Here is a 23,309-nt window from a genome sequence, read left to right on the forward strand (position 1 = left end):
GCCCCCTTGATCTTCAGGAGCAAGGCACGCGTACACGGTCGGGAAGCTATCCCTTCCCTGCCTTGCACTATGCAGACACGAGGCCAGCACCGGCAAGCACCCGCCCCACTTCCTCCGCATTTCCGCCAAGATTGTTGCAAAAAAGTCATAGCGTGTTCACGCAGCGGCGAAATTTCCCGGGCATGCGGGTGCGATTTAGCCGTGTTCGCGGCTTGCACGCGCGCCGCGCCGCCGCTAATAGCCTCTTCACCCGGAACGGATGGGCGCGTAGCTCAGCGGGAGAGCACTTCGTTGACATCGAAGGGGTCACTGGTTCAATCCCAGTCGTGCCCACCATCCGGCTTCCACTCCAAGACATGATCTGTGCCGATTTGCATCACCCCGCTTTCGCCGCACGCTGCGGGAGCCTATGTCCATCCCGACACGGGGACAGATCATGACCGATTCCATTCAGACCGCGCTCAACGCCATTCCTGATACAGCCTCCGGCAAGGGCCTCGTTTCCGCCGGACGCATTGACGGCACGACCTTGAAGGACGGCGTCGCGACTGTCGTACTGAAAGTCCGCGACGGCGATGGCGACGCCGCTGGCCGCGAGAAGGCGGCGATCGAAGCCGCGCTCATGGCGCTTGATGATGTCCGCCGCGTTCGCCTGATCACCACGCTGGAGCGCGCGCCAGGGAAGCCCCAGGCCCGCAAGCCGAACGCCACTCCTGCAGCACCGGAAAAGCGCGCTGCGCGCCATGTCATTGCGGTCGCCGCCGGCAAGGGCGGGGTCGGCAAGTCAACGGTCGCGGCCAATCTCGCCGTGGCGCTGACGCGACAGGGAAGATCGGTCGGCATTCTCGACGCCGATATCTATGGCCCGTCCATCCCGCGTCTCTTTGGTCTCTCCGATGCGCAGGGTCTGAAAAAGACCGATTCGGGAATCACCCCGTTGTCGGCGCATGGCGTAAAAATCGTCTCGATGGGTTTGCTGACGAAGCCCGGCGCGCCGGTGGTCTGGCGCGGACCGATGGTCCAGGGCGCGATCCAGCAATTCCTGCGCGACACCGACTGGGGTGATCTCGATGTCCTGATCATCGACATGCCGCCGGGCACGGGCGACGCCCAGCTGGCCATCGCCCAGACCGCCGCCATTGACGGCGCGGTGATTGCCTGCACGCCGCAGGACCTGGCGCTGGATGATGCCCGCAAGGCCATGGCGATGTTCCAGCAGACCCATACGCCCCTGCTCGGCCTGATCGAAAACATGAGCGTTTTCCTGTGCCCGCATTGCGGCGAGCCGAGCGAAATCTTCGGCCATGGCGGCGCGCGCGATGAGGCCGAAGCGCTCGGCCTGCCCTTCCTCGGCGAAATTCCGCTGCATATCGATTTGCGCAAGCGGTCTGACGAAGGCCGTCCGGTCGCGCTCGATGACGGCCCGGTCTCGGCCGCGTTTGCCCGTGCAGCCGACGCGGTGCTGGCGGCCAGCGAAACCGCCCGCAAGCCGGCCCCGGACATCGTCTTCGAATAAGGGCTTAATCGGCCTGCCACGCGTTGGGCAGAACGCCTCCGGGTGGCGATGCGCCAAAGACTGTCCTGAGATTGGCTTCGTCCAGTACTTCGGCGGGCGGGCCGTCCGCTGCAATCCGCCCTGAATTCATCAGCACAACGCGGCTGCACCAGCGGGCGGCGAGGTCGAGTGCGTGGGCCGCCACGATAACGAGAGCTCCGCGTTCGGCTTCAGCCCTGAGCACGTCCATCACCGCGATCTGGTGACGCGGATCGAGGGCGGCCGTCGGCTCGTCGAGCAAAAGGATATCGGTTTCGGTAGCCAGCACTCGCGCTAGCATGACGCGGGCGCGCTCACCCGAAGACAAGGCATCCAGCCGTCTGTCGGCGAGGTCTGCCGCACCAGTCCGCTCAAGTGCATGCTCAACAGCCTCGGCATCCCGGGTGGACAGCCGGGTCAAGGGTTTCAGGTGTGGCATTCGCCCCAGCGTCACGGCCCGTCGAACGACCAGCGGCCAGACCGCGCGCCCTTCGGGCGGCATGTAGGCGATGCGCCGGGCCCGGTCCCGGACCGGGATCGTACCAAGGGGCTGTCCATCCAGTTCCACGCCGCCGGCCTCGGGGACAATCAGCCCGGCCAGAACCTTGATCAGGGTGGACTTGCCCGATCCGTTGGGACCGGCCAGCGCGATGAATTCGCCGCCCCGGGCCGACAGGGAAATGTCCTGCAAGACCGGCTTGTCGCGATATCCTGCGGCAACGGAGGTGAGATCGAACCCGGTCATGGCGCGCGCCTCGACTGGGTCCGGACTAGCCAGAGGAAAAAGGGCGCGCCTAGCAGGGCTGTTGCCACGCCGAGATAGAGCGGAAGGCCCGAACCGCTCAGTGCCCGGGTCGTGGTGTCGGCAAGGGACAGGAGCGCCGCGCCGCCCAGCGCCGACGGCAGCAACAACCGCCCCGGTTCGTGTTGAACGAAGGGACGCAAGAGGTGTGGCACAACAAGGCCGACAAAGCCGATCGCCCCGGCAACCGCCACCCCGCCTCCGACGCTGAGCGCCGCGCCCACGACCACTGTCAGGCGCAACCCGTCGAGATCATGGCCGAGGCTGGCGGCCGCATCGTCGCCGAGGCTGAGCGCATCAAGCGCGCGCCGGGTAAAGGCCAGCACACAGAGCCCGGCCGCGATCAGCGGCGTGGCGATCCAGACTTCGGTCCAACTGGCGTTGGTCAACGATCCCATCAGCCAGTAGGCGATTTCCGACAGCGCCCAGGGGTTGGGCGAGAGGTTCATCAACAGAGCTGTCAACGCATTGGCGAGCGCACCGACCGCGACCCCGGAGAGAATCAGCGTGGTCGCCCGCGCGCCAGGACCGGCGATGAGCAACAGGGCAGTCGCCCCAAGGCCGGCTCCCGCTATGGCGGCGAGGGGGACCGCGAAGGCAAACACACCCGCCAGTCCGAAATAGAGCGCGATGACCGCGCCCAGCCCGGCACCACTGGTAACGCCGACAATACCGGGGTCGGCCAGAGGGTTGCGGAAGAAACCCTGCAGCGCCGCGCCGGTCGCCCCCAGGCCTGCACCAACGATCAGTCCGGTCAGCGCGCGCGGCAGGCGCAGCTCGGTCAGGATCATCGACGCCGCACGGTCACCGGCGAGCCAGTCACCCAAGGGAAAGCCAGTACTGAATACGCTGAGTAGTCCCGCCGCCAGGCAGGCCATCGCGAGCAGGAGGATGAGGCGCAGATCCTTCATTCCGCCTCTAGCGCGTCGAACGCATCGGCTATGGCTTCCGCCGCAAGGATCAGGCGCGGCCCGGCGCAGGACCAGGCAGAGCTGGCGACATCGACGCGCGGCGTCCGGTTCAGGAGGTCGCGAAAGGCGCTATGGCGTATTCCGGTGTTGTTGATCGAGTTGTAGCCGTCCCTGAAATAGCTGGTCACGACGAGGTCAGGCTCAACCCTCAGGGCCCACTCCGGGTCGGCCGGTGTCCAGCCCTGCGCGCCCGCCTCTGTCGCGGCATTGCGGCCTCCGGCGGCCTGAATGGCGGCATCGACCAGCGTGCCGGACCCCGCCGTGCCGCCTGAAGCGCTGAGATAGAAGACGGACGGCCTGTATCCGCGTGCCTCGCTTCGCGCCTCCAGGGCGGCCAGGCGGGCATCCATCTCGGCGATGAAGTCGTCCGCGATTGCCAACGTGGCAAAGGCCTCACCGACATGGCGCATATTGCGGCCGATAACGGCGAAGTCCTCACCCCATTCCAGGGTCACTGCTTCGACACCTGCCGCGTCGAGAATCGGTAATGCCCGTCCGGGACCACCGGGGCCGTAGAGGACAATATCGGGTTCAAAGCCGAGGATGTCTTCTGCGTCCTGTCCGGTGCGCGGCAGGTCGAGGGCCGGCCCGCTGACGCCGGACACCGGATCGCCGGCCTGCCAGGACATGGCGGCGATCGTGTTGTGACCGGAGAGCGCCATCACATAGGCATCTGCGCACAGGTCGACCGACACCACCCGTGAGGATGGTGCCGGTTCTGGTCCCTGTGCCAGCGCGCTAGCGCTGAAGACGCAGGCCGAGATACAGGCCGCGGCCAGCAGATGCATATCCAAAGACGTCCTCATACTTTTCGTCCAACAGGTTTTCGCCCCGCAGGTAAAGCGCGGCGTGATCACCGATTCTCCAGCTCGCCCGACCGCCGACCAGCGTGTAGGCATTGAGCGTGACGGTCTGGAAGGTCCCGAAATCGGTGTCGGTCCGATCACCGACATGATCGGCCGAGACTGCCAGGCTAAGCGGGCTGTTCCGCGGTTCCCAGAATATGGCGAGGCTGGCCGTCTGCTCCGGACGGCGGATTTCCGCCACGCCATTTTCCTCCGACTTCAGGAAGGCCGCCGAGCCGGTGACCTTCAGGTCGCGCGCGGCCTGCCATTCCCCGGATATCTCCAGGCCCGACCGCCGGGATTCGCCCGTCCGGTTGCGGGCCGTGGCTGGGTTGACGCCAAAGTCGGTGAATATCTCGTCCTCCAGGCGCGCCTCGAACCAGGTGACGGAGAGCGACGCGTCCGCGAGTTCCTGGTCCCAGCCGATTTCCCAGCCGCGTGAGCGTTCCGGAACGAGGTTGGGGTTGCCGGAAAAGAAGCCGGGAAAGAAGCCAAAGAGTTCGAAGACTCCGGGATTCTTCACCCCTTCGCCGATGCTGGCGCGCATGCGGCCGCCAATCGACTCGAAACCCCGGGAGAGCCCTGCTCGCCATGTGGTGGCGTCTTCAAATCGGTCATTCATGTCCCGGCGGGCCGAGAGATGGATGCGCACTGGACCGGCTGTCAGATCGTAGTCCGCCGCGAGCGCATCATTCTCGATCCGCTGGGTCTGGTTCTGGCCGGCACCCGCACCGGCGAAATTGACATAGCGCTCGCTTTCGCGTTCCGCGAGCACGGTGAGGCGGTGGTCAGCCCCGAAACCGGTCCAGAGGGCCGTGGCTTCGTAATAGCCCTGCCAGCGTGTGCCTTGTGTGGTTCCGGTAAAAGCCCCCGTGTCGAAATTTTCCGACCTTGTATCAAACCACGACAGTGCGGCCTCATGAGCAAAGTCGAGCCCGGCCAACTTTGTATCGGCGAGCAAGGCCAGGCGCGCGGCGCTCTCGCGTCCCTCGATCGACAGATCAGCATCGTCGAGCCGCCCATCAAAGTCGGTGTCGCTGTCGTATTCGCTTTCATGGCTTGCGAGGCGCAAAGCCCCTTCGAGACGGAGGTCCGGGCCCAGATCCAGTGTGCCGGCCCCGCCAAGCAAGCGGGCGTCATAGCCGTCTGCCTGCCCCCCTGTCCCCGAGACATCGAATCCGCCGCTGGAAAACGCCGACGCCGTCACCCCGCCCGAGAGATATCCGACTTCACCCGACACGGCCGCGCCGGTGCGCCACGTGTCGAAGGACCCGCCTTCGGCAAAAAGTGAGGCACCCTCCTCGCCGTCCATTCCCACCGTGCGGATACTAATCACGCCACCAATGGCGTCCGGCCCCCACAGCGCGGACTGCTCACCGTGCAACACCTCGATCCGTTCCACACCGAAGGACGGCGTATGGGCGAAGTCATACTCGCCGGTGAAAGGATTGGACGCCTCGATCCCGTCAATCAGGACAAGGACATGATTGGCTTCCGATCCGCGGGCGCGGACCTGGGTCAGCGAACCGGCCGGTCCAGAGCGCGAAACGGTGAGGCCCGGTACGGCCCGCAGCGCATCGGCGGCAAAGGCCGAGCCGCTGGCTTCAATCCGTTCGGCTTCGAGGACGGTCAGCGAGGAGGTCACTTCCGATTCCGGAACCAGGACGCGGAAAGCAGAGACGACAATGCGGTCGGTATCGTCACTATAGTCCTGTGCCAATGCGGCGGGGGAGGCGGAGACAAGCAGAAGAGCGAACAGACTTCGCCTGGCGGTTCGAGTGAAAGGCATGACAAACAGACTCCGTTTTCGGCGCGCGGCGCGCGCCGGGTTTCAAGGAGTCGCTTCAAACGGAAGACTTCCGCGCCGGTCCTGTGTGATCCCGCACAGGCGGACGAGCGACCGTGACGGCCGGTCTTCCGGCTCGCGGGTCGTCACGGTCCCTGCGCCTTCCCGAATCGCTTCAGTGGCTTCGTTGCAGGGCCGCTCGCCGCTCACGGCTGCGGGAACAGCGCCGAACTCGAAGGTTTCCCTCCTCATCGGCTTCCCGTTTCATCCCCTCGCGGGGAACCGTCACGGGGCGCAAGCTAGTCCCGCTTACATGCGGTTGCAATCGTTTCAGACCGGGCTGCGCGGTTCGGGCGTGACCTTGGCAATGTCCGACGCCTTGCGGATGCGCGGGTGTAAAAAGGCGAGTGCCAGGAGGCCCGCGGCCAGCACGGCGCTGACGAGATAGGGCGTGATGTCGCCAAACGTCTGGAACAGGTAGAGCGCACCCACCGGCGCAATGGCGAAACCAAGCCCGGCTGTTGCGGTGGTCACACCCGCCGCCCGGCCCTGCTCATCCGGGCCCACGGCCAGCGAGGCTCCGCCGGTGAAGCCCGACCGCGCCAGCCCGAAGCCGAAGCTGAGCATGACATAGCCGAAGACGATGGCGGCATAGTTCGCGGCAAACAGCATCTCGACATTGCCGAGGACCGCCATCCCCGCCCCCAGCCCCATCAGCACACGCGGGCTGGCTTTCAGCGCCGGGATGACGACGAGCTGGGCGAAGATCAGCGCCCCGGCCCCGGCCATCAGGGCAACGCCGGAAAATTGCAGACCCTGCTGCGGGTCAAGAGCAAGCCGGTTCATCAGGAAGAAGCCGATGACGGTGAGGCTCGACGCCTGGATCATCCAGTAGCCCGCACCGAATATCACGAACGGCGCAAGCCGCCGGTCGAGCGCAAAGGCGAACTGGCGCAGCGGGTTGATCGGGCGGGCCTGCTGTCTGGGTGGTGTCTTTTCCGGGAGCATGAGGCGAACCGCCACGGCGCAGGCCCCGACCAGAACCGCAATGGCGATCATGAAGGGCGCAACGCCGATCCGCTCCACGAAGGCCGCCGCGAGCGCGGGTCCGAGGATCGCGCCCATGCCGAAGGCCGCCGTCAGGCCCGCCAGCGCCTCGGTGCGTTCAGCCGGGCTGGTCCGGTCGGCGACATAAGCCTGCGCCGACGGGTTGGTCGCCGATCCGAGCCCGCCAAATAGCGTGCGCGAGACCGCCATGGCGAAAATCGCGATCAGCGGCGGGGCGAGTCCGGATTCGCCCGCCCAGGCCGCGGCGGCGAAAATCAGCGTCGAGAGCGCAAAGCAGGACAGGCCGAACATGATCAGCGGGCGGCGGCCATAGCGATCCGATAGCGCGCCCCAGACTGGACTCATGAACAGAAAGAGCAGCGCCGAGGTCGTGTAGATCGCTCCGACCCAGGCTTCCGCCACCCCCAGATCGCGCGCCAGCGGCGGCAGGATGGCGAACAGCATGGAATTACCGATCCCCGTCGCCATCAGGCACAGGAAAAGCAGCCGGAAGGCGCGGCGGCGCTCATTAGGACCTGACGGGTTGGCGGGATCATAGGGCGGCGGCATGAGTGCGGGCTTAGACCTGCCTTCTCCGTTCGTCCATGCACCGCGCGTTCACGAATGGTGGCGCAGGGTTACGGGGAAAGGTGCGTGCGTGCTTGCGCACAGGCTGAATTCGTTTTCACCCCACCCCTACCCTCCCCTCGAGGGGAGGGAAGACGCGCAAGCGTCAGGGTGGGGTGGGCCACGAGCTGTCAGCTCTCCTCTTGAAGTGCGAGCCGCAGTCGAGCCTCGAGGAACGCACAACCGCCACTCCCGTAAACCACGTCCTAACGGCGCTTACACCGGGCATTAAGCTAAACGCGCCATAGTGCGTCCCGAAACCGGACAGGCCCGACCTGAAATGAGGCGTGCCGGACAAGAACAAGGGTGGGTGTAAGGGCATGTTCCAGCTTCTCGGTATGGCTGTGGTGTTCGGAATGGTGTTCGGCGGCTTCATGCTGGCGGGCGGCCATTTCGACGTGATCATTCGGGCGCTGCCCTTCGAGCTGATGATGATTGGCGGGGCCGCTGTCGGGGCCTTCCTCATCGGCAATTCGGGCAAGACGGTGATGAAGACGCTCGGCGATTTCGCCAAGATCATCACTGGCCCGAAATGGAAGACGCAGGACTATCGCGATCTGCTCGCGCTGCTCTTCCTGCTGACCAAGACAATGAAGACCAAGGGCGTCATCGCGCTGGAAACCCATATCGAGAATCCCAAGGAAAGCTCGATCTTCCAGCGCTATCCGCGCATCCTGAAGGACCATTTCGCGGTCGATTTCATCTGCGACACGCTGCGCATGATGACGATGAACCTCGAAGACCCGCACCAGGTCGAGGACGCGATGGAAAAGCAGCTGGAAAAGCATCATCACGAGGCCTCCAGCCCCGCCCATGCGCTGCAGAGCATGGCCGACGCCCTGCCGGCTCTCGGCATCGTCGCGGCCGTGCTGGGGATCATCAAGACGATGGGCGCGATCACCGAGCCGCCGGAATATCTCGGACGCATGATCGGTTCGGCGCTGGTCGGGACCTTCCTCGGCGTGTTCCTCGCCTATGGCTTCGTCGGCCCCTTCGCCGCGCGCATCAAGGAAATCTATGACGAGGAGCACACCTTCTACGTCATCATCCAGAATGTCCTGGTCGCGCACCTGCACGGTAATGCGGCGCAGATCTCGGTCGAGATCGGTCGCGGCGGCGTGCCCTCGAAATCCCAGCCTTCCTTCATGGAGCTGGAAGAGGCGCTCGGGGAAATCCCGGCTGAGGTCTAACCCTCACGTAAGCTGACGCGCGTCAAAAGCGCTGTTACTCTCTCCCGCGTCGCCACGGCGCGGGAGTTTGCTTTATGGGATTTGATGTCACCGGCCCGCTCGGCCTGCTCGTCCTCGTTCTGGACGTCTACGCCATCATGCAGACCGCCCGCTCCGAAGCGCCCGGCGCGATCCGCGCTATCTGGATTGTGCTGATCATCTTGTTGCCCTTCGTCGGCTTCATCGCCTGGATGATCCTCGGCCCCCGCGAACAACGCAGCCTCTTCCGCCGGTGAGGCTGAAGCTTTTCTACGACCCGCCCGACCTCGACTGGACCGGCACCGGCCCGGTCGCGCGTGGCTATGACGATGTCTATTTTTCCGCCGAAGACGGGCTCGCCGAGACGCGCGCCGTATTTCTGGAGGGCTGCGGCCTACCCGGTGCCTGGGCTGGTAGAAAAGTCTTCACCGTCGCGGAACTGGGCTTCGGCACAGGGCTCAACGCGCTGGCCCTCTGGGATCTCTGGCGGCGGCATCGACCGGCGGGCGCGCAGCTACATTTCATCTCGATCGAGAAACACCCCTTCCCGCGTGAGGCCGCGCGACGGGCACTCGCCGCCTGGCCGGAACTGGCAACGCTGTCCCAGCATATGCTGGCGCAATGGCCGACGGGCCTGAAAGGCGCGCACCGGATGCGATTCGACGCAGACGGGTTCGTGGTCACGCTGTTCCAGGACGAGGCCGAAGCCGCCCTTTCCCAGATCGAGGCGGAGGTCGACGCCTGGTTCCTCGATGGTTTCGCCCCGGCGAAGAATGCGGCGATGTGGGCGGACAGCATCTTTTCGCACATGGCCCGATTGTCACAGCCGGGTGCGCGGGTGGCGACTTTTACCGTGGCCGGGCACGTCCGCCGCGGCCTGCAGGCCGCCGGTTTCACGGTCGAGAAAAAGCCTGGCTTCGGGCGCAAACGCGAACGGCTGGAGGCGGTGTTTGCCGGACCGCCGAGCGAGCCGCCTGATACCGAGTACCCCCGCACATCTGCCGTGGACGGTCCGGTCGCGATCCTCGGCGGCGGGATTGCCGGGGCCAGCATCGCCCAAGCCCTGAGCCAGCGGGGCCGCGAAGCTGTCATTTTCGACCCGAAAGAGTTGGCCGGCGGGGCCTCCGGCGCACCGTCGGGCCTGCTCACGCCGCGCCTTGAGAAGGCCGACCGGCCGCATGTCCGCGCAACGCTGGCCGCTTTCGAATATGCACGCGGGCTCTATGAGCGGCTCGGCGTATTTGTCCCCGAAGGCGCGCTGCGGCTGGCGAAGGACGACGCGGACGCGGCCCGTCTCGCCACCATCGCGGACGCGATGTGCGAGGGCTATGCGTTTGACGAAGGCCGCAACGCGCTGTGGATGGACCGCGCCGGGCGGTTCGATCCGGCAGCGGTGGTGCGGGCCTTGGCCAAGGACACGCCGGTCCTGACCCGCGACTTCGATCCGAAGACCGACGATTTTGCCGTCATCGTCCACGCCACCGGCCCCGCTTTGCCTCTCGACGGGATGTCAGCGAGTGCGGGCCGGATTGTGCTGGCAAAAGGTCAGCCCCCGCATACACCTCTCGTCTGGGGCGGCTATGTCTCGGCATCACCGGATGGCCGGGTCCTGATCGGCGCAACACATGCGCGCGGGGCCGATCCCGGCCCCGAGGACGAGGCCGCCACCAAACTTCTGAACGATCTGCGCGACCGAGTTCCTGGTATCGCGTCCGGTCTGGACACCGAGAGTCTGGACCACTGGTCCGGTATTCGCGCCGTCACACCCGACCGCTTGCCCGTCGCCGGGACTGAGGACAGAAAGCTTCTGCTTGGCGGGTTCGGATCCCGCGGTTTTGCCCATGCGCCGTTGCTCGCCGAAACGCTTGCCAGCGATCTGTGTGGCGAACCCTCGCCGCTGGAAAAAAGCGGCCGGGAAGCGCTCCATCCTGCCCGCTTTCGTATCCGGGCCGAACGCCGCTCCGGATAAGGCCGATAATCCCCCGTCAAACGGCGTGGGGCTTGCAGTTTTGACCGTGACAGCGCCGCTTCTGGCGCGAAACGGGACAAAAGCGGCCATGTCGAGCGTTCAGACAGCGGAAGGCTTTGTGGACCGGCGTTCCAAGCCGCGCCACATCTGGTTCCTGAACTCGGCCTTCGACAATATCGGGTTCGAGACCGCCGTGCTGCGTATCGCCGAGCGCGACCCGAAAAAACCCTTCGAATTCGTCGTGACGCCGAATGTCGATCACCTTGTCCGCCTGCGCCGCGACGGCCTGCTCGCCCCGCTCTATGCCCAGGCCTGGATGACAGTGTGCGACAGCCGCGTGCTCGAACTTCTCGCCAGCCTCTCGGGCGAGGATGTCGACGTGACACCGGGGTCCGACCTCACCGAATGCCTGTTTTCCAACGTCATCGTCCAGACCGAGCCGGTCACGGTCATCGGCGGGTCGAAGGACGTGATCGAGACCGTGAAAGCCCGCTATGGCCTCACCGATGTGCGCTGGCACGAACCGCCCATGGGGCTGCGCACCAATCCCGAAGCCATCGCCGATTGCGCCCAGTTCATCGCGGCCAATCCCTCGCGCTTCGTCTTCCTGTGCGTGGGTTCGCCCCAACAGGAGATGATCGCCGAAGCCTGCCTCGACCGGGGCGATTGCACCGGTATCGGTCTGTGTGTCGGAGCCTCGCTCGACTTCCTGGGCGGTCAGGCCCAGCGCGCTCCGAAATGGATGCAGCGCGCGCGGCTGGAATGGCTGCACCGCCTTGCCCAGGAGCCGCAACGCATGTGGCGGCGCTATCTGGTCGACGGGCCGAAGATCGCCTTCCTGTGGTGGGAATGGCGCAAGGCTCGCAAGAAACTCCGCGCGCTAGAAGCCGCGCTCGCGAACGGTAGTTTCTAGTTCGCCGCCATCACCGCGTCATAGGTCAGCCGCCCGGCATAGCCGTCGGCGATCATTCCGCGCGAGCGCTGGAAAGCCATCAGGGCGCGGCGTGAATTCGGTCCGAAAATCCCGTCCACACCGCCCGGATCATGGCCCATGGCGAGCAGCGCTTCCTGCAGTTCGCGGGTCTGGCTGCGGGTAATGGGCGGATCATCGGTCGGCCAGCCCTGGACAATTTCCCCGCCGCCACCGACGCGAAGCGACAACAGCCACACGCCCAGCGCATAGCTGGTGGAATTGTTGTAGCGCTTGATCGCCTCGAAATTGGCGAAGGTGAGGAATCCCGGACCGCGCAGGCCCGCCGGCAGGATCAGGCGTGCGGCGCGCACTTGCTCGTCATTCGACCATTCCCGGCCATCGGCGCGGGTGATCCCGCTCGCGGCCCACTCGGCTACGAGGCGCGACTGGTTCGGGGCCCAGTTCGACAGGTCGTAATCCTGCGGCACGGCGACTTCGAGCGCGATGGGCGCATCGAGCGTCCACCCGGCACGCGCCAGCAGATTGGCCGACGAGGCCAGCGCATCGCCATTGTCCGTCCAGATATTGCGCGTGCCGTCACCATCGAAATCAACCGCGCGGGCGAGATAGGTTTCCGGGATAAATTGCGTCTGGCCCATGGCTCCGGCCCATGACCCGGTCAGTTGTTCGCGGTAGGCAAAACCCCGGTCGAGCATCTGGCCCACGGCGATCAGCTGCGCCTCGGCCCAGCTGCGGCGGCGGCCCTCCCAGGCGAGCGTGGCGAGCGCCTGAACTACGTCATTCGATCCCATGATCGCGCCGTAAGAGCTTTCCAGCCCCCAGATCGCGACGAGAATTTCCGCGTCAACGCCGAAGCGCTCCTCGATAGCCAGCAAGGTCTGGCGGTTCTCGCCGAAAGCTGACATGCCGTTCGTGGTCCGCTGATCGGACGCCGCGATATCGAGATACTCCCACAGGGGGCGCACGAATTCGGGCTGGTCGCGGTCGCGTTCGATGATGGCGAGGTCCGGTTCCAGCCCGTCCAGCATGGCATCCACGGTCTGCGGCGAGGCGCCGGCCTGGGCCAGGCGTGGCCGAAAATCATTGAGCCAGTCGTTAAAGGGCCCGTCCTGGGCCGTCGCACATGCCGAAAGCAGAAGGGCCGTTACACCGGACAGGAAAACTCGCATCATCCATCACTCGAGATCGCCGCCGGAAACAGCCCGGCAATCTCGATGATAAGCTTTCTGCGCAAAGCTTCCACGAATTCTTCATGGCTCTCGCTGGCCATGACAAAGGCCCCTGGCCCGGTGATGACGTGGTTCTCGAAATAGCGCGCCACGTCGATATTCACCGGCGGGCGGAAAGGATGCTGGCGGCCACCCTGCATGGGGATTCCGTTGACCGTGATCCGGTCGGCATCGGCCGAGGCTCGTGCCTCGGACAGGCTGGGGCCCGCGTTCTGGGGACCATCCCCGGAGATGTCGATCACGCGGCGCGTACCCTCAAACTCGTTGTTCTCGATCAGATCGACACTGCTGGAAATGGCGGCGCCGATAGCCGTACGGCGACCCGAGACGAAGGGGGCCGCAGCGAGCAGGCCGGCAAAGGCGCGGGCGTCTTCCTCGGTCTCGATCACCGTCCAGGGCGCGACAATGCGTTGGAAGTCGGCGTCGGCCCATTCGAGATAAAGAACCGCGACGCGCCCTTCACCGCCCGCCTGGATGGCCGAGATCACGTCCGGATCCGCCAGCGCAGCGACATGGCCCTGGCGCTGCTGGAGCGCTTCGGCCTCGTCGATGGATGACGACACATCAACCGCGAAGACGAGTTCGAGATCGACTATCATGCGGCCGTCGTCGGTGAACTGGCGCGGGCGTTCCGGCCAGTCATCGGCATACTGGCCCAGCGCCGGCGCGTTGATCGCGGCCAGCATCAGCAATATCACGACACGCAGTATCACGGGGCCAGACCCGATTGTACGGCGAGAACGTTCAGCTCACCCAACCCTGGAGCGGCACCGGCGATTTCCAGTGTCATTTTCCGCAGGATCGCGGCGCGGAATTCCTCGGTCGTGCGGGCCGGATGGACGAACGCCCCCGGACCGGTGATGACATTGTCGTTGAAATAGGCATCCAGATTGACCTCGACCGGGCGAATCCAGCGTCCCGGACGGTCGGACATGACCGGCAAGCCATTGACGATGATCCGTGCGTCGTCGGCCATGGTCCGTGCCTCGGCGAGCGGCAGACCCTGGTTCTGCGGACCATCGCCGGAAATATCGATGATCCGGCGATAGCCCGTGTACTGGTTGGTCTCGATGCGCCGGACAGCGTCTGCGATGGCCGCGCCGATGGCCGTATAATGGCCGCGTTCCAGCGGGGCGTCCGCGACCGCTGCGGCAAAGGCCAGCGCATCGGCTTCGGACGCGATCACCGTCCAGTCGGCGGCGGCGCGCTGGAAACCGGCATCGGCCCATTCGACATAGGTCACGGCGACGCGGCCTAGCGGACCGCCCTCGATCGCGCCAATCACGTCGGGATGGGCGAGCGCGGTGACATAACCCTCGCGCTGGCGGCGAGCCTCTTCCTCGTCGACCGAATAGGAAATATCGACCGCGAGCACGAGCTCGAGATCAACCTCGATCAACTCCTGCGCAGCGCTTGCGCCGGAGAGAGTCAGGGCAGCCGCGCAGGCCGCGAGTGTGGCGGATATCCGTCTCATGGTGCGCGGGAAACTAGGGCGATGAGGATGAACCCACAACTAACCGGTTTGTAAGGCTGTGTTCGGGTTTCAATTTGAATTCTTCGACAACCAGAGCACGCCAATGAAACCGCCCTTCACCCGCGGCAGGAGGCAGAGCGCCGATCCCACGGCGAGCACGATGCCGGTGCCGACAATGGCCCAGTCCGGCCAGCCGGAGAAAGCGAAGAGGGTGAACACGACCGGCAGGACGACCGGGCCGGTCATCAGTATCGTCAGCCAGGACGGGCCGTCCTCGGCCCGGATATCGCCGACCGGTTCATCGCAGACATCGCAGGCCCGGGCGGGTTTGACATAGCCGATGAAGAGCCGGCCCTTGCCGCAGCGCGGACAGCGGCCGCGCACCGCCCGCCAGACGGCTGTTCTTGCGGACGGCAGTGATATATCGGCACCGGGCTCGCTCATGCCATTCTCCATGTCCCCGCCCCAGTGTGAAAGCAAGGTGCAGAGGGCAGTTTGAACGGCCCGCAGCGGTTGACAGGCCAGCCCGCATTGCCTAAATCCCGCGCTCCCGCGCCGCAGGTGGCCTGGGACAAGTGAATTTCGATCGATTCAAGGACCGGTCCGATGAAGGTGCGCAGCTCGCTCAAATCCCTGAAGAACCGCCACCGCGCGTGCAAGGTGGTGCGCCGCCGTGGCCGCGTTTTCGTGATCAACAAGGTCGATCCGCGCTTCAAGGCGCGCGCCGGTTAGGCCGTTCGCGACTTTTCCAAGGTTAAATCTCATTGAGATTGACGCCCCCGCGCTGGACGCAAGGGGGCGTTGGCTTATCTTGGTCTCATGATGAAGACCCTGATACTCGCCCTGCTTGTGCAGACGGCACCGATGCAAACGCCCGCCGAACGCCTCGACGAGCGCCTGGCCGCCCTTGCGACCGCCAGCGCGGAAGAGGCCACTCCCCTCGTTGACGAGATTACAGCGCTGTGGGCCGACTCGGGCAGTGACACGATTTCCCTCCTCATGGACCGGGGTGAAGCCGCCGCGCTTGGCGGCGATCTCGAGCTTGCCGCGCGCATGTTCGATCATGTCACCGAGATCGAGCCGGACTGGTCGGAAGGCTGGTTGCGCTCTGCCCAGGTCGCAGCAAGCCGCGAGGACTGGGCCTATGCCCTTGAGGCTCTCAACGAAGCCCTGACAGTCGAGCCGCGCCGCTTCGACGCCTATCTCTTGCTGGGCCGCACGCTGGAACGGGCCGAACGTCCCGATTCGGCGCTGGAAGCCTATGACGAGGCCCTCGCCATCTATCCCCAGTTCGAACTGGCCCGCCGGGCCGCCAGCCGGATTCGCGCGCAAATGGCCGGACGGCCGCTTTAGGACCTTCATGGCAAGACTGATGACAATGATTGCTGCCGGCGCGAGCGCCGCCTCCGTTACGCTGTCGCCTGCCAGGGCAGAGATCGACGCCCCTCCGGGCTCGTATGTCGAGATCGACGGCGCGCAGATCCGCTATGTCGAAGAAGGCGACGGCCCGGTCGTGCTGCTCATCCACGGCGCGTCGTCGAATGCCGAGGACATGCGCTTTGCCCTCTCCGGGCATCTCGATGGCTATCGCGCCATTTATGTCGACCGGCCGGGCCTGGGGTGGAGCGAACGCCCGTCCGGAGAATGGGGCCCTGAATCCGAAGCTGCCTTTTTCGCCACACTCATCGAGGAACTCGATCTCGGCATCCCGATTGTGGTCGGCCATTCCTGGGGCGGGGCGATCACAACGCGCCTCGCCTTGGATCATCCCGAGCGCGTCTCGGGCATCGTCCTTATCGCACCAGCCCTGATGTCGGGCGTCGGCGAAGCGGCCTGGTACAACAAGGCCGCACGCATTCCGGTCCTGGGCGCGCTCTTTACCCGCGTGATCATCCCGCTCGCCGGTCCGGCGCGGATCGAGAGCGGGCTGGAATCGACCTTTGCGCCGCAGCCCGTCCCGGAAGGGTATGAGGACACGGTGCGGGTGAACCGCCTGTTCAACCCCTCCGTCATCCGCGCCAACGCCGCCGACATGGCTCCGGTCAATCGCTGGCTGGCGATGCAGGACGGGCGCTATGGCGAGATCGAGATGCCCGCCGTCATTCTTGCCGGGGATGGCGACACCGTCGTCTACACCCACCGCCATTCGGTTCCGGTTTCGCAGGAAATGCCCAATGCCCGCCTCGTCACCGAGGAGGGCTGGGGACACATGCTGCATCACTGGGCACCCGACCGCGTCGCGGCGGCCATCGCCGATGTCATGGACCGCGCCGACTAGCCCGGGTTGTTGCAGAAAAGCGGTGGAAAGAGCGGCCCTTCCGGCTTGAGTCCTGAGGCCCGCGCGCCTAGCCTGCGCGCCGCTTTAGAACCGCCCGGAATGCCGGGCCAACAGCCGACAGGAACTGCCTTCATGGACGACGCCGCTTCCGCCTCTGTCACCGACACATCGCATTCGCTGGGCGGGGCCGCGCGCGAACAGCTCAAGGCCTTCGTGGCGCGTATCGAGCGCCTGGAGGAAGACAAGAAAACCGTCATGGACGACATGAAGGAAGTCTATGCCGAGGCGAAATCCATGGGCTACGACACGAAAATCCTGCGCAAGGTGATTGCCCTGCGCAAAATCGACCGGAATGAGCGTCAGGAGACCGAAGCGCTTCTGGAACTCTATCTGGGAGCGATCGGAGAGTAGGAGCGGGCTTGGCGCGAGAGGTCGACGACAAGAAGACCAAGCGTGCCCTGCGCAAGCTCGCGCGGGCCAAGGCCAAGGCGGCCGAAGGCGGCGAGGACGCGAAACTCTCCGACTGGGAAAACGAGTTCGTCGATTCGGTCGAAACCCGGCTGGAAACCTACGGCTCGGCCTTTAATGATCCGGAGAAGGGCAAGCTCGACGAGCCGCTCTCCGCGCTCCAGTCCTTCAAGCTCCGCGAGATCGAGAAGAAAGCCTCCGGCAAGGCCCGCAAGCCGATGTCGCGGGGGGCCGGCTTCAAGGCGAAGCCGGGAAGCGGCTTCAAGCGGTCCTCTTTCAAATCCAAAAGCTCTGGCCCGCGTGTCCGCGACATCAATGACGATGTCATCGGCGCGGTGCCCGAGACGCCGGAACCGAAACCCGCGCCACCGCCCGATCCGGAGCCGGATCCCGCCCTCCGCCCCAAGCCCAAACCGGCACGCCCTGCGTTGCGGGTCGTAAAAGGCGGGAAGGACGACAACTGAAACGATTGTCATTTGAACCTGTCGTGTCGGGCCCATAAAATGCGCCCAAGGGGGAAAGTCTGATGATCTTGCGTTGTTGTCTGGTCGCCGCCGCGATCCTGTCTGGCGGCACTTCCGTTCATGCCCAGTCCAACGTGAATTTTGCGGTTGCGCCACCCTTCCGGACCTTGCCGGCCGGGGAGGTCCGCACCGGCATCATGTCGATGATCAATGCCGGGGATGCTGATGCCACGAATTGCCGCCTCGATATGTCGGGTTCCGGTTACACGGGAGAGTATTTCGAGATCACCATCGCGAACGGCGTGATTACCGGGAATGGCCCCAGGAATACGCCCTTTGACATCCCCGCCGGACAGGTTCGCTACGGCGCGTTCGCGCTGAGCGCCGACCAGACCGTCAACACCGCGATAGTCGGTGGCCCCGACTTCACTTTCGTTTGCGACAATGATGCATCGGTCGGCCAGAACTGGGTGGGCCGTATGTTGTTTCAGCCGCAGGCAGGCAACCCGCCCGACATCATCGCCTCGATGTCCACCCTGTCGAATGATGGCGTCTTGCGGGTTACCGAGGACGGACGCACGGCCCGGGCCGGTGTCGCCGCGATCAATCTCAATCCGGATAATGACCTGACCAGCAACGGGCTGACCCGTGTCACGGTCGAACCCAGCTTCGTGAACGAATATACGCTCTTCCCCAATTATGAGGTTCCGTTCTTCCCCGGGCCTCCCTTCACGCTGGAAATCTGCCCTTCCAACCCGGTGAACGGGCAGTGCCTGTCACCGCCTGCGGCCTCGGCCACGGTCGATTTCTCCGGAACCGACGCCCTGACCTTCGTGGTTTTCCTGCGCGACACGCTGGACTATGGCGCTCCGCTCTTTCCCCAACTCGCCCGCATACGGGTCGATTTCCTTGTCGGTAACCCTTACGAGCAGGGCCTCGTCGGTGCGGCGACAGTCGCTTTCACGACACCCGGACCGGAATCGACGTCCAGCACAGCAGGCGGCCTTGCCGGGACCTATGTCGGCCAGATCCAGACCTCTGACGGCAACCTGGCCAATGGCCGCCGCGAGAATGAATCGGCCAGCATCCTGATCGATCCGGCCGGGCGATTCTGGATGCGCTGGTTCTCACCGGAACGCCCTGATGGCACACGCAATCGCCACATCACCAGTGGTCAGCTTTCCACGTCACCCGGATCCAATGGGGAGGCGCTGTTCCAGGGCAATTTTGGCGGTGCCACCTTTCTTCGCGATGCTCAGACCAATGACATTGCCGGACCGGCCAGCCACGCGGGAACCGTTTCCGGACGCGGTGGACGGCAGTCCCATCTGGTCTTGCACTACAACCGGACCGACGTTCCAGCCAACGAGTCCGAATGGCCGGCGACCGGAACGCTGCGCGCCTATTTCGATGGCAGCAGCATCCTCGAATTTCCAACCGCCTGGTTCCAGCGCACTTTCACCAGCGTCAATGCCAGTGTGGACGGTTTCCGGACGATTACGTTCGATGCGAATGGCGGTTTCGAGGGCAGCCTTGTCATCGATGACGATCGTTCACAGCCGTCCTGCACGTTCACGGGCACATACACACGCCCTGATGTCAGCCGCCCGATGGTCCTGCTCAACGGGACGACGGGCTGCAGCTTCGGTTCTACATCCGGCGTGGAAGGCGTGCTCTATCTCAACAGTATGACCGGCTCCGACCGCGTCCGGCTTTACCTGCGTGATCGCTCGACCGGCGACACCCAGTCCGACGCCTATCGCGCCGCCCACAGCACACGCCCGGCGGAATGACCCCACAGCAGGCCGAATACTGGTCCCGCTTTCAGGCCGAAACCGGGATCGGCGCTGCGCCGCGCGGCGCTGAGGCCTTTGGCGATGATCCGGTGATGCAGGACGAGCTGTGCGCGCTGGTTCTCGCGGGCACAAAACGCGCGACCTGCTCACTGGCGCGCTGGTTCGAAAACGACCCTGACGGTTTTCCCAAGCCCGGCGATTACTGGATTTTCCTCGACGGGAAGTCTGAGCCGCGCGGCATCATTCGTACGACCGAAGTCGAGGTCAAACCGATCCGCGAGGCCGACGCGCAATTCGCCTGGGACGAGGGCGAAGGTGACCGCAGTTTCGACTACTGGATTACCGAACACCGCAAGTTCTGGCAGCGCGAGGCCGCGCGGAACGGCTTTGACTATTCCGACGACCTACACGCCGTGTTCGAACGGTTCGAACTGGTGTGGCCAAAAGAAAAACCCGCCCCGGCATGACCGGAGCGGGCTGTCCTGTTTCCGTCTAGACGCCGTCAGGCCGAGCGGGCCTCGTCGACGTCGAGATCGTATTCGCGAACCTTGCGGTAGAGCGTCGAGCGGCCAACGCCGAGCCGGCGCGCGACCTCCGACATCCGGCCGGCATAGTTCTCGATGGCGAATTCGATGAGGTCGCGTTCGATCGCTTCGAGCGTGCGCAGATTTCCGCCATCGTCCATGATGTCGACCGGACCGCCCAGCACCGGGCCATTGGCCGGCTCGGGCATGTCCATGACACCTTCACCAGAGAAGGGCGGCGGCGATTCCAGGCGCGAATAATCGTGCGAGACACCGGAGATCTGCGGGAAGTCTTCCGGCTTGAGATACTCGCCATCGCAGAGCACGACCGCACGGAAGACCGAGTTCTCCAGCTGGCGCACATTGCCCGGCCAGTCGAAGCCGGCGAGCATGTCCATGGTTTCCGACGCTGCGTCCTGAACCGACTTGTTCTCCGACGCATTGAAGCGGGCGATGAAGTGGCGCACCAGGGCGGGCACGTCCTCGCGGCGGGCGCGTAGCGGCGGCACTTCGACCGGGAAAACATTAAGGCGATAGAAGAGGTCTTCGCGGAAGGCCCCGTCCTTCACCTGCTCGGCGAGATCGCGGTTGGTCGCGGAGATGATCCGGACATTGACCTTGACCGGGCGCTTGCCGCCGACCGGGTCAACTTCGCCTTCCTGCAGGGCACGCAGCAGCTTGACCTGCATGTCGAGCGGCAGTTCGCCGATCTCATCAAGGAAGAGCGTACCGCCATCGGCTTCCTGGAACTTGCCCATATGCTTGCCGGTGGCCCCGGTGAACGAACCCTTCTCGTGACCGAACAGGGTCGATTCCACGAGGTTTTCCGGGATCGCGCCGCAGTTGACGGCAATGAAGGGTTTGCCGGCCCGGTCGGACGCGGCCTGGATCGCGCGGGCGACCAGTTCCTTGCCGACGCCGGATTCCCCGGTGATCAGGATCGGAATGTTCGACGCCGCGGCGCGTTCACCCAGGCGGACGACCTGTTTCATCGCTGGCGCGCCGGCAATCATGTCGTCAAACCCGAGCGCTCCGTCGGCGGATTTCTTCAGCCGGCGCACTTCGGTGGTCAGGGTCTGGACCTTGAAGGCATTGCGGATTGACACCGCAATCCGTTCCGGGCTGGCCGGCTTGACGAAGAAATCCGCTGCACCGGCGCGCATGGCGCTGACCACGGTCTCGATCCCGCCATGGGCGGTCAGCACGATGACCGGAAGCTCGCTGCCCTGCGCCTGCAGGGTTTCCAGCACTTCCATGCCGTCCATGCCCGGCATGACCAGGTCGAGCAGCATCACGTCGATGCCGCCGCGCCCGACACGCTCCAGCGCCTGTTCGCCGCTTTCCGCGGTCTCCGGCGCATATCCCTGCTTTTCGATTACCGCCTGAAGAAGGCGGCGTTGAGTCGGATCGTCATCGACGATCAGAACGGTTTTAGCCATCACCCACGCCTTTTCGGTCGTCTTCGCACCGGGCCTTTTGACCTCACCGTTCAGAATTCGAACGGGGTGCTTCCATCCGCGGACCGTTATGGGACAGCTGGGTAAAATTCACGCTAAGACGCGGGTAGGACAGCGTTAAGCATGTCTGTTGGGACTCGCTTAATAACGCACTCCAACTCCGAACACCCATTTCTCGACCGGGGTGAAGGAGAGGAGACTTTCGCCGCGCTCATATCGCAGCCCGATCTGGAAATGGCTGTCTGCTGCCGGGTGATAATTGACCGCTCCGGAGAACATCTGGGCGTCACCGCCATCCTCGGCCAGGCCGTCCCGGACCTGATAGGCGAGCTGGAGCGTCCAGACCGGTGAACTGAGGTTTGCGTCGCTCGGATCACGCATCTGGAAGAGGACCTCCAGATCGCCTCCGATCCGCCAGTATTCGGCATCGTCGGTCAGGCCCGTCTTTTCGCCTTCGTCACCGACATGAATAAAATCGGACACCAGCTCCGCGCGCCAGAGCGCTTCCAGCTGCCAATCGCCGATCCGGCCAATATGACCGTAGCGATCATAATAATTCATGCGCGCGAAAGGCAGATAGTAGGTGGCCGTTCCGGTCAGGACGCGCGATTCGAACTGGTCGTCGGTGACATAGCCCATCCGCAGATCGATATCGCGCGCGGCGAAACCGGCCTGCCGGTTCGCATAGTGTCCGAGCAGCCAGAAGCCCAGATCGTTCTGGTCTTTCGAGGCGGCGGTGCTCGAGGTTGAGCGCTCATAAGTCAGGGCCGGACGCAGGGACCAGGTTTCGTAATCCTCCGAGGGTTCCCGCCGGTAGATCCAGGGCGCACCGATAACAAGGTCGATCGTATAACTGTCGGTCCCGGCCTGGCGGTCGCCGATCCAGCCCAGCGTAGCAAAGTCACTGGATTTCAGGGGATCTGCAAGATCACCGGTGGAGCCGGCCACGGCCCAACCACCCCGTTCGGGTGTAGCCGCCTGCTGGTTGTTGCTCCCGCCGGACCCGCCGGGAAGCGGCGCACAGTCGATATGGAAGGGATAGGCGTCATCTTCCCGCGCGGAGGTGAAGAACGCCGTGAGCTGATCACGGGAAACCGGCCGACCATCCGAGCGATAGAGGCGGTAAGTTCCGTCTTCGGCTTCCGGATTGGCAAGCAGGCCCAGTGCCGCCCGACGCAAGGCGCAACGCGCTCCGGGCAGGCCATCGGGTTCGGCACAGTTGGCGTCAGCGACCTGGCGGGACAGCGGGTCACGCGACAAGGCCAGCTCGACCGCGATGTCGGGCGGCAGCGCTGCAAGCCAACCGCCAATGAGGCGCTGGGGCGTATCAACACGGTCATTGGCGCTGATCCGGGAACAGATGGCCGGTGCCGGGTCGAGGCTGATACGGGTGTCCTGGGCAAGCGCGGTTCCACCCGCAAGCGCGGTCAGCCCCGCGACTCCGGCGATGGCCCACCTATTTGCCATCGGAAACCTGCGCGATTTTTGTCAGATGCACGCAGAGATCGCCGACTGTTTTTGATGCCAGAGCGGCGGCGTCAGACCCGAACCTGACGCGGATATAGGTGGGCGCGTTGTCGATCTCGTCCTCGACCTGACGGAAGAGCTCGGCAATGGAAGCGGCAGAATACCCCCAGCCCCCTGGCTTGTCGCCGAGCGGTTGTTTCTTGCCGACTGCCTGGTCGTTGCCATGAAGGCGCTGCAGGGCTTTCTTGACCGCTTCAAAAGCAATTTCCTTCAGGGCTGTTTCCGGCATCGTCTGGATCACTCTTACGAATTCACTCAACCTGCCCTCCCTCGGCGGCTCGAACTCTGGGGCCGTAATACTACAATTTTTGCGGGCAATCACCTTCTGCTCTCGCGCGAGCCGTGCAAGTGCCCATTCACCCGCCGTAT

24 protein-coding genes, 1 tRNA gene and 1 riboswitch are annotated in these 23,309 nt (G+C 64.6%); of the genes, 13 read left to right on the forward strand and 12 right to left on the reverse strand.

Going from position 1 to position 23,309, the window contains the following annotated elements; genetic code table 11:
• The first annotated feature begins 261 nt into the window (after window positions 1-261).
• Window positions 262-336 (forward strand) — tRNA-Val (locus V0U35_RS07390).
• Between the two features lie 100 nt (window positions 337-436).
• The gene (locus V0U35_RS07395; protein ID WP_330196043.1) at window positions 437-1,516 is read left to right on the forward strand and encodes an Mrp/NBP35 family ATP-binding protein; all 1,080 of its coding nucleotides are present in this window, start codon (window positions 437-439) and stop codon (window positions 1,514-1,516) included.
• Window positions 1,517-1,520: 4 nt separating this feature from the next.
• On the opposite strand, the gene V0U35_RS07400 is transcribed toward V0U35_RS07395, so the two are convergent.
• The 5 genes from V0U35_RS07400 to V0U35_RS07420 form a co-directional block, all read right to left on the reverse strand.
• Entirely contained in the window at window positions 1,521-2,279 is a 759-nt protein-coding gene (locus tag V0U35_RS07400; RefSeq protein ID WP_330196044.1) for an ABC transporter ATP-binding protein, read from the reverse strand.
• Complete coding sequence (locus tag V0U35_RS07405; RefSeq protein WP_330196045.1) at window positions 2,276-3,247, reverse strand: FecCD family ABC transporter permease; 972 nt, start codon at window positions 3,245-3,247, stop codon at window positions 2,276-2,278. Before V0U35_RS07405 ends, V0U35_RS07400 begins: the two co-directional genes overlap by 4 nt.
• A complete protein-coding gene (locus V0U35_RS07410; RefSeq protein WP_330196046.1) occupies window positions 3,244-4,095 on the reverse strand; it encodes an ABC transporter substrate-binding protein in 852 nt (283 codons plus the stop codon). Before V0U35_RS07410 ends, V0U35_RS07405 begins: the two co-directional genes overlap by 4 nt.
• The gene (locus V0U35_RS07415) at window positions 4,046-5,941 is read right to left on the reverse strand and encodes a TonB-dependent receptor (protein WP_330196047.1); all 1,896 of its coding nucleotides are present in this window, start codon (window positions 5,939-5,941) and stop codon (window positions 4,046-4,048) included. The genes V0U35_RS07410 and V0U35_RS07415 overlap by 50 nt, the downstream gene beginning before the upstream one ends.
• A gap of 101 nt (window positions 5,942-6,042) precedes the next feature.
• Window positions 6,043-6,240, reverse strand: a riboswitch (cobalamin riboswitch).
• A gap of 28 nt (window positions 6,241-6,268) precedes the next feature.
• Window positions 6,269-7,555, reverse strand: coding sequence for an MFS transporter (locus tag V0U35_RS07420; RefSeq protein WP_330196048.1), 1,287 nt, complete (start codon window positions 7,553-7,555; stop codon window positions 6,269-6,271).
• A gap of 377 nt (window positions 7,556-7,932) precedes the next feature.
• On the opposite strand from V0U35_RS07420, the gene motA reads away from it, so the two are divergent.
• From motA to V0U35_RS07440, 4 genes are all read left to right on the forward strand, one after another.
• Entirely contained in the window at window positions 7,933-8,802 is an 870-nt protein-coding gene (motA, locus tag V0U35_RS07425) for a flagellar motor stator protein MotA (RefSeq protein ID WP_330196049.1), read from the forward strand.
• Window positions 8,803-8,876: 74 nt separating this feature from the next.
• Complete coding sequence (locus V0U35_RS07430) at window positions 8,877-9,077, forward strand: PLD nuclease N-terminal domain-containing protein (RefSeq protein ID WP_330196050.1); 201 nt, start codon at window positions 8,877-8,879, stop codon at window positions 9,075-9,077.
• The gene (mnmC2, locus tag V0U35_RS07435) at window positions 9,074-10,789 is read left to right on the forward strand and encodes a tRNA (5-methylaminomethyl-2-thiouridine)(34)-methyltransferase MnmC2 (RefSeq protein ID WP_330196051.1); all 1,716 of its coding nucleotides are present in this window, start codon (window positions 9,074-9,076) and stop codon (window positions 10,787-10,789) included. Before V0U35_RS07430 ends, mnmC2 begins: the two co-directional genes overlap by 4 nt.
• Window positions 10,790-10,877: 88 nt before the next feature.
• Window positions 10,878-11,702 (forward strand): WecB/TagA/CpsF family glycosyltransferase, encoded by an 825-nt coding sequence (locus V0U35_RS07440; protein ID WP_330196052.1) that lies wholly within the window; start codon window positions 10,878-10,880, stop codon window positions 11,700-11,702.
• Here the strand turns inward: V0U35_RS07440 and V0U35_RS07445 are convergent.
• The 4 genes from V0U35_RS07445 to V0U35_RS07460 form a co-directional block, all read right to left on the reverse strand.
• The gene (locus V0U35_RS07445; RefSeq protein ID WP_330196053.1) at window positions 11,699-12,895 is read right to left on the reverse strand and encodes a lytic murein transglycosylase; all 1,197 of its coding nucleotides are present in this window, start codon (window positions 12,893-12,895) and stop codon (window positions 11,699-11,701) included. The two genes, V0U35_RS07440 and V0U35_RS07445, sit on opposite strands and share 4 nt — an antisense overlap.
• Window positions 12,892-13,665: a DUF1194 domain-containing protein gene (locus tag V0U35_RS07450; RefSeq protein ID WP_330196054.1), complete on the reverse strand. Its 774-nt coding sequence runs from the start codon at window positions 13,663-13,665 to the stop codon at window positions 12,892-12,894. The genes V0U35_RS07445 and V0U35_RS07450 overlap by 4 nt, the downstream gene beginning before the upstream one ends.
• Window positions 13,662-14,426, reverse strand: a complete 765-nt coding sequence (locus tag V0U35_RS07455) for a DUF1194 domain-containing protein (RefSeq protein ID WP_330196055.1) — start codon at window positions 14,424-14,426, stop codon at window positions 13,662-13,664. The genes V0U35_RS07450 and V0U35_RS07455 overlap by 4 nt, the downstream gene beginning before the upstream one ends.
• A gap of 69 nt (window positions 14,427-14,495) precedes the next feature.
• Window positions 14,496-14,870 carry a DUF983 domain-containing protein gene (locus V0U35_RS07460; RefSeq protein WP_330196056.1) on the reverse strand — a complete coding sequence of 125 codons (375 nt, stop codon included), beginning with the start codon at window positions 14,868-14,870 and terminating at the stop codon, window positions 14,496-14,498.
• A 162-nt stretch (window positions 14,871-15,032) separates the two neighbouring features.
• Here V0U35_RS07460 and ykgO point away from each other — a divergent pair, with 162 nt between their 5' ends.
• The 7 genes from ykgO to V0U35_RS07495 all read left to right on the forward strand — a co-directional run bounded on the left by ykgO (window position 15,033) and on the right by V0U35_RS07495 (window position 19,899).
• Window positions 15,033-15,158 carry a type B 50S ribosomal protein L36 gene (gene ykgO, locus V0U35_RS07465; RefSeq protein WP_330196057.1) on the forward strand — a complete coding sequence of 42 codons (126 nt, stop codon included), beginning with the start codon at window positions 15,033-15,035 and terminating at the stop codon, window positions 15,156-15,158.
• Window positions 15,159-15,245: 87 nt separating this feature from the next.
• The gene (locus V0U35_RS07470; RefSeq protein WP_330196058.1) at window positions 15,246-15,779 is read left to right on the forward strand and encodes a tetratricopeptide repeat protein; all 534 of its coding nucleotides are present in this window, start codon (window positions 15,246-15,248) and stop codon (window positions 15,777-15,779) included.
• 7 nt (window positions 15,780-15,786) lie between these two features.
• Window positions 15,787-16,704 carry an alpha/beta fold hydrolase gene (locus tag V0U35_RS07475; protein WP_330196059.1) on the forward strand — a complete coding sequence of 306 codons (918 nt, stop codon included), beginning with the start codon at window positions 15,787-15,789 and terminating at the stop codon, window positions 16,702-16,704.
• A gap of 132 nt (window positions 16,705-16,836) precedes the next feature.
• Entirely contained in the window at window positions 16,837-17,115 is a 279-nt protein-coding gene (locus tag V0U35_RS07480) for a DUF2312 domain-containing protein (protein ID WP_330196060.1), read from the forward strand.
• A gap of 8 nt (window positions 17,116-17,123) precedes the next feature.
• Window positions 17,124-17,636 (forward strand): hypothetical protein, encoded by a 513-nt coding sequence (locus tag V0U35_RS07485; RefSeq protein WP_330196061.1) that lies wholly within the window; start codon window positions 17,124-17,126, stop codon window positions 17,634-17,636.
• Between the two features lie 62 nt (window positions 17,637-17,698).
• Window positions 17,699-19,429, forward strand: coding sequence for a hypothetical protein (locus tag V0U35_RS07490; protein WP_330196062.1), 1,731 nt, complete (start codon window positions 17,699-17,701; stop codon window positions 19,427-19,429).
• Window positions 19,426-19,899, forward strand: coding sequence for an ASCH domain-containing protein (locus V0U35_RS07495; RefSeq protein WP_330196063.1), 474 nt, complete (start codon window positions 19,426-19,428; stop codon window positions 19,897-19,899). The genes V0U35_RS07490 and V0U35_RS07495 overlap by 4 nt, the downstream gene beginning before the upstream one ends.
• Window positions 19,900-19,934: 35 nt before the next feature.
• Here the strand turns inward: V0U35_RS07495 and V0U35_RS07500 are convergent, their stop codons facing one another.
• From V0U35_RS07500 to V0U35_RS07510, 3 genes are all read right to left on the reverse strand, one after another.
• On the reverse strand, window positions 19,935-21,395 hold the full coding sequence (locus V0U35_RS07500; RefSeq protein WP_330196064.1) for a sigma-54-dependent transcriptional regulator: 1,461 nt from the start codon (window positions 21,393-21,395) through the stop codon (window positions 19,935-19,937).
• Between the two features lie 159 nt (window positions 21,396-21,554).
• Window positions 21,555-22,880, reverse strand: coding sequence for a hypothetical protein (locus V0U35_RS07505; RefSeq protein WP_330196065.1), 1,326 nt, complete (start codon window positions 22,878-22,880; stop codon window positions 21,555-21,557).
• Window positions 22,870-23,262, reverse strand: a complete 393-nt coding sequence (locus V0U35_RS07510; RefSeq protein WP_330196066.1) for a hypothetical protein — start codon at window positions 23,260-23,262, stop codon at window positions 22,870-22,872. The genes V0U35_RS07505 and V0U35_RS07510 overlap by 11 nt, the downstream gene beginning before the upstream one ends.
• Between the last annotated feature and the right edge of the window lie 47 nt (window positions 23,263-23,309).

Source organism: Hyphobacterium marinum (assembly GCF_036330325.1).
GTDB lineage: Bacteria > Pseudomonadota > Alphaproteobacteria > Caulobacterales > Maricaulaceae > Hyphobacterium > Hyphobacterium marinum.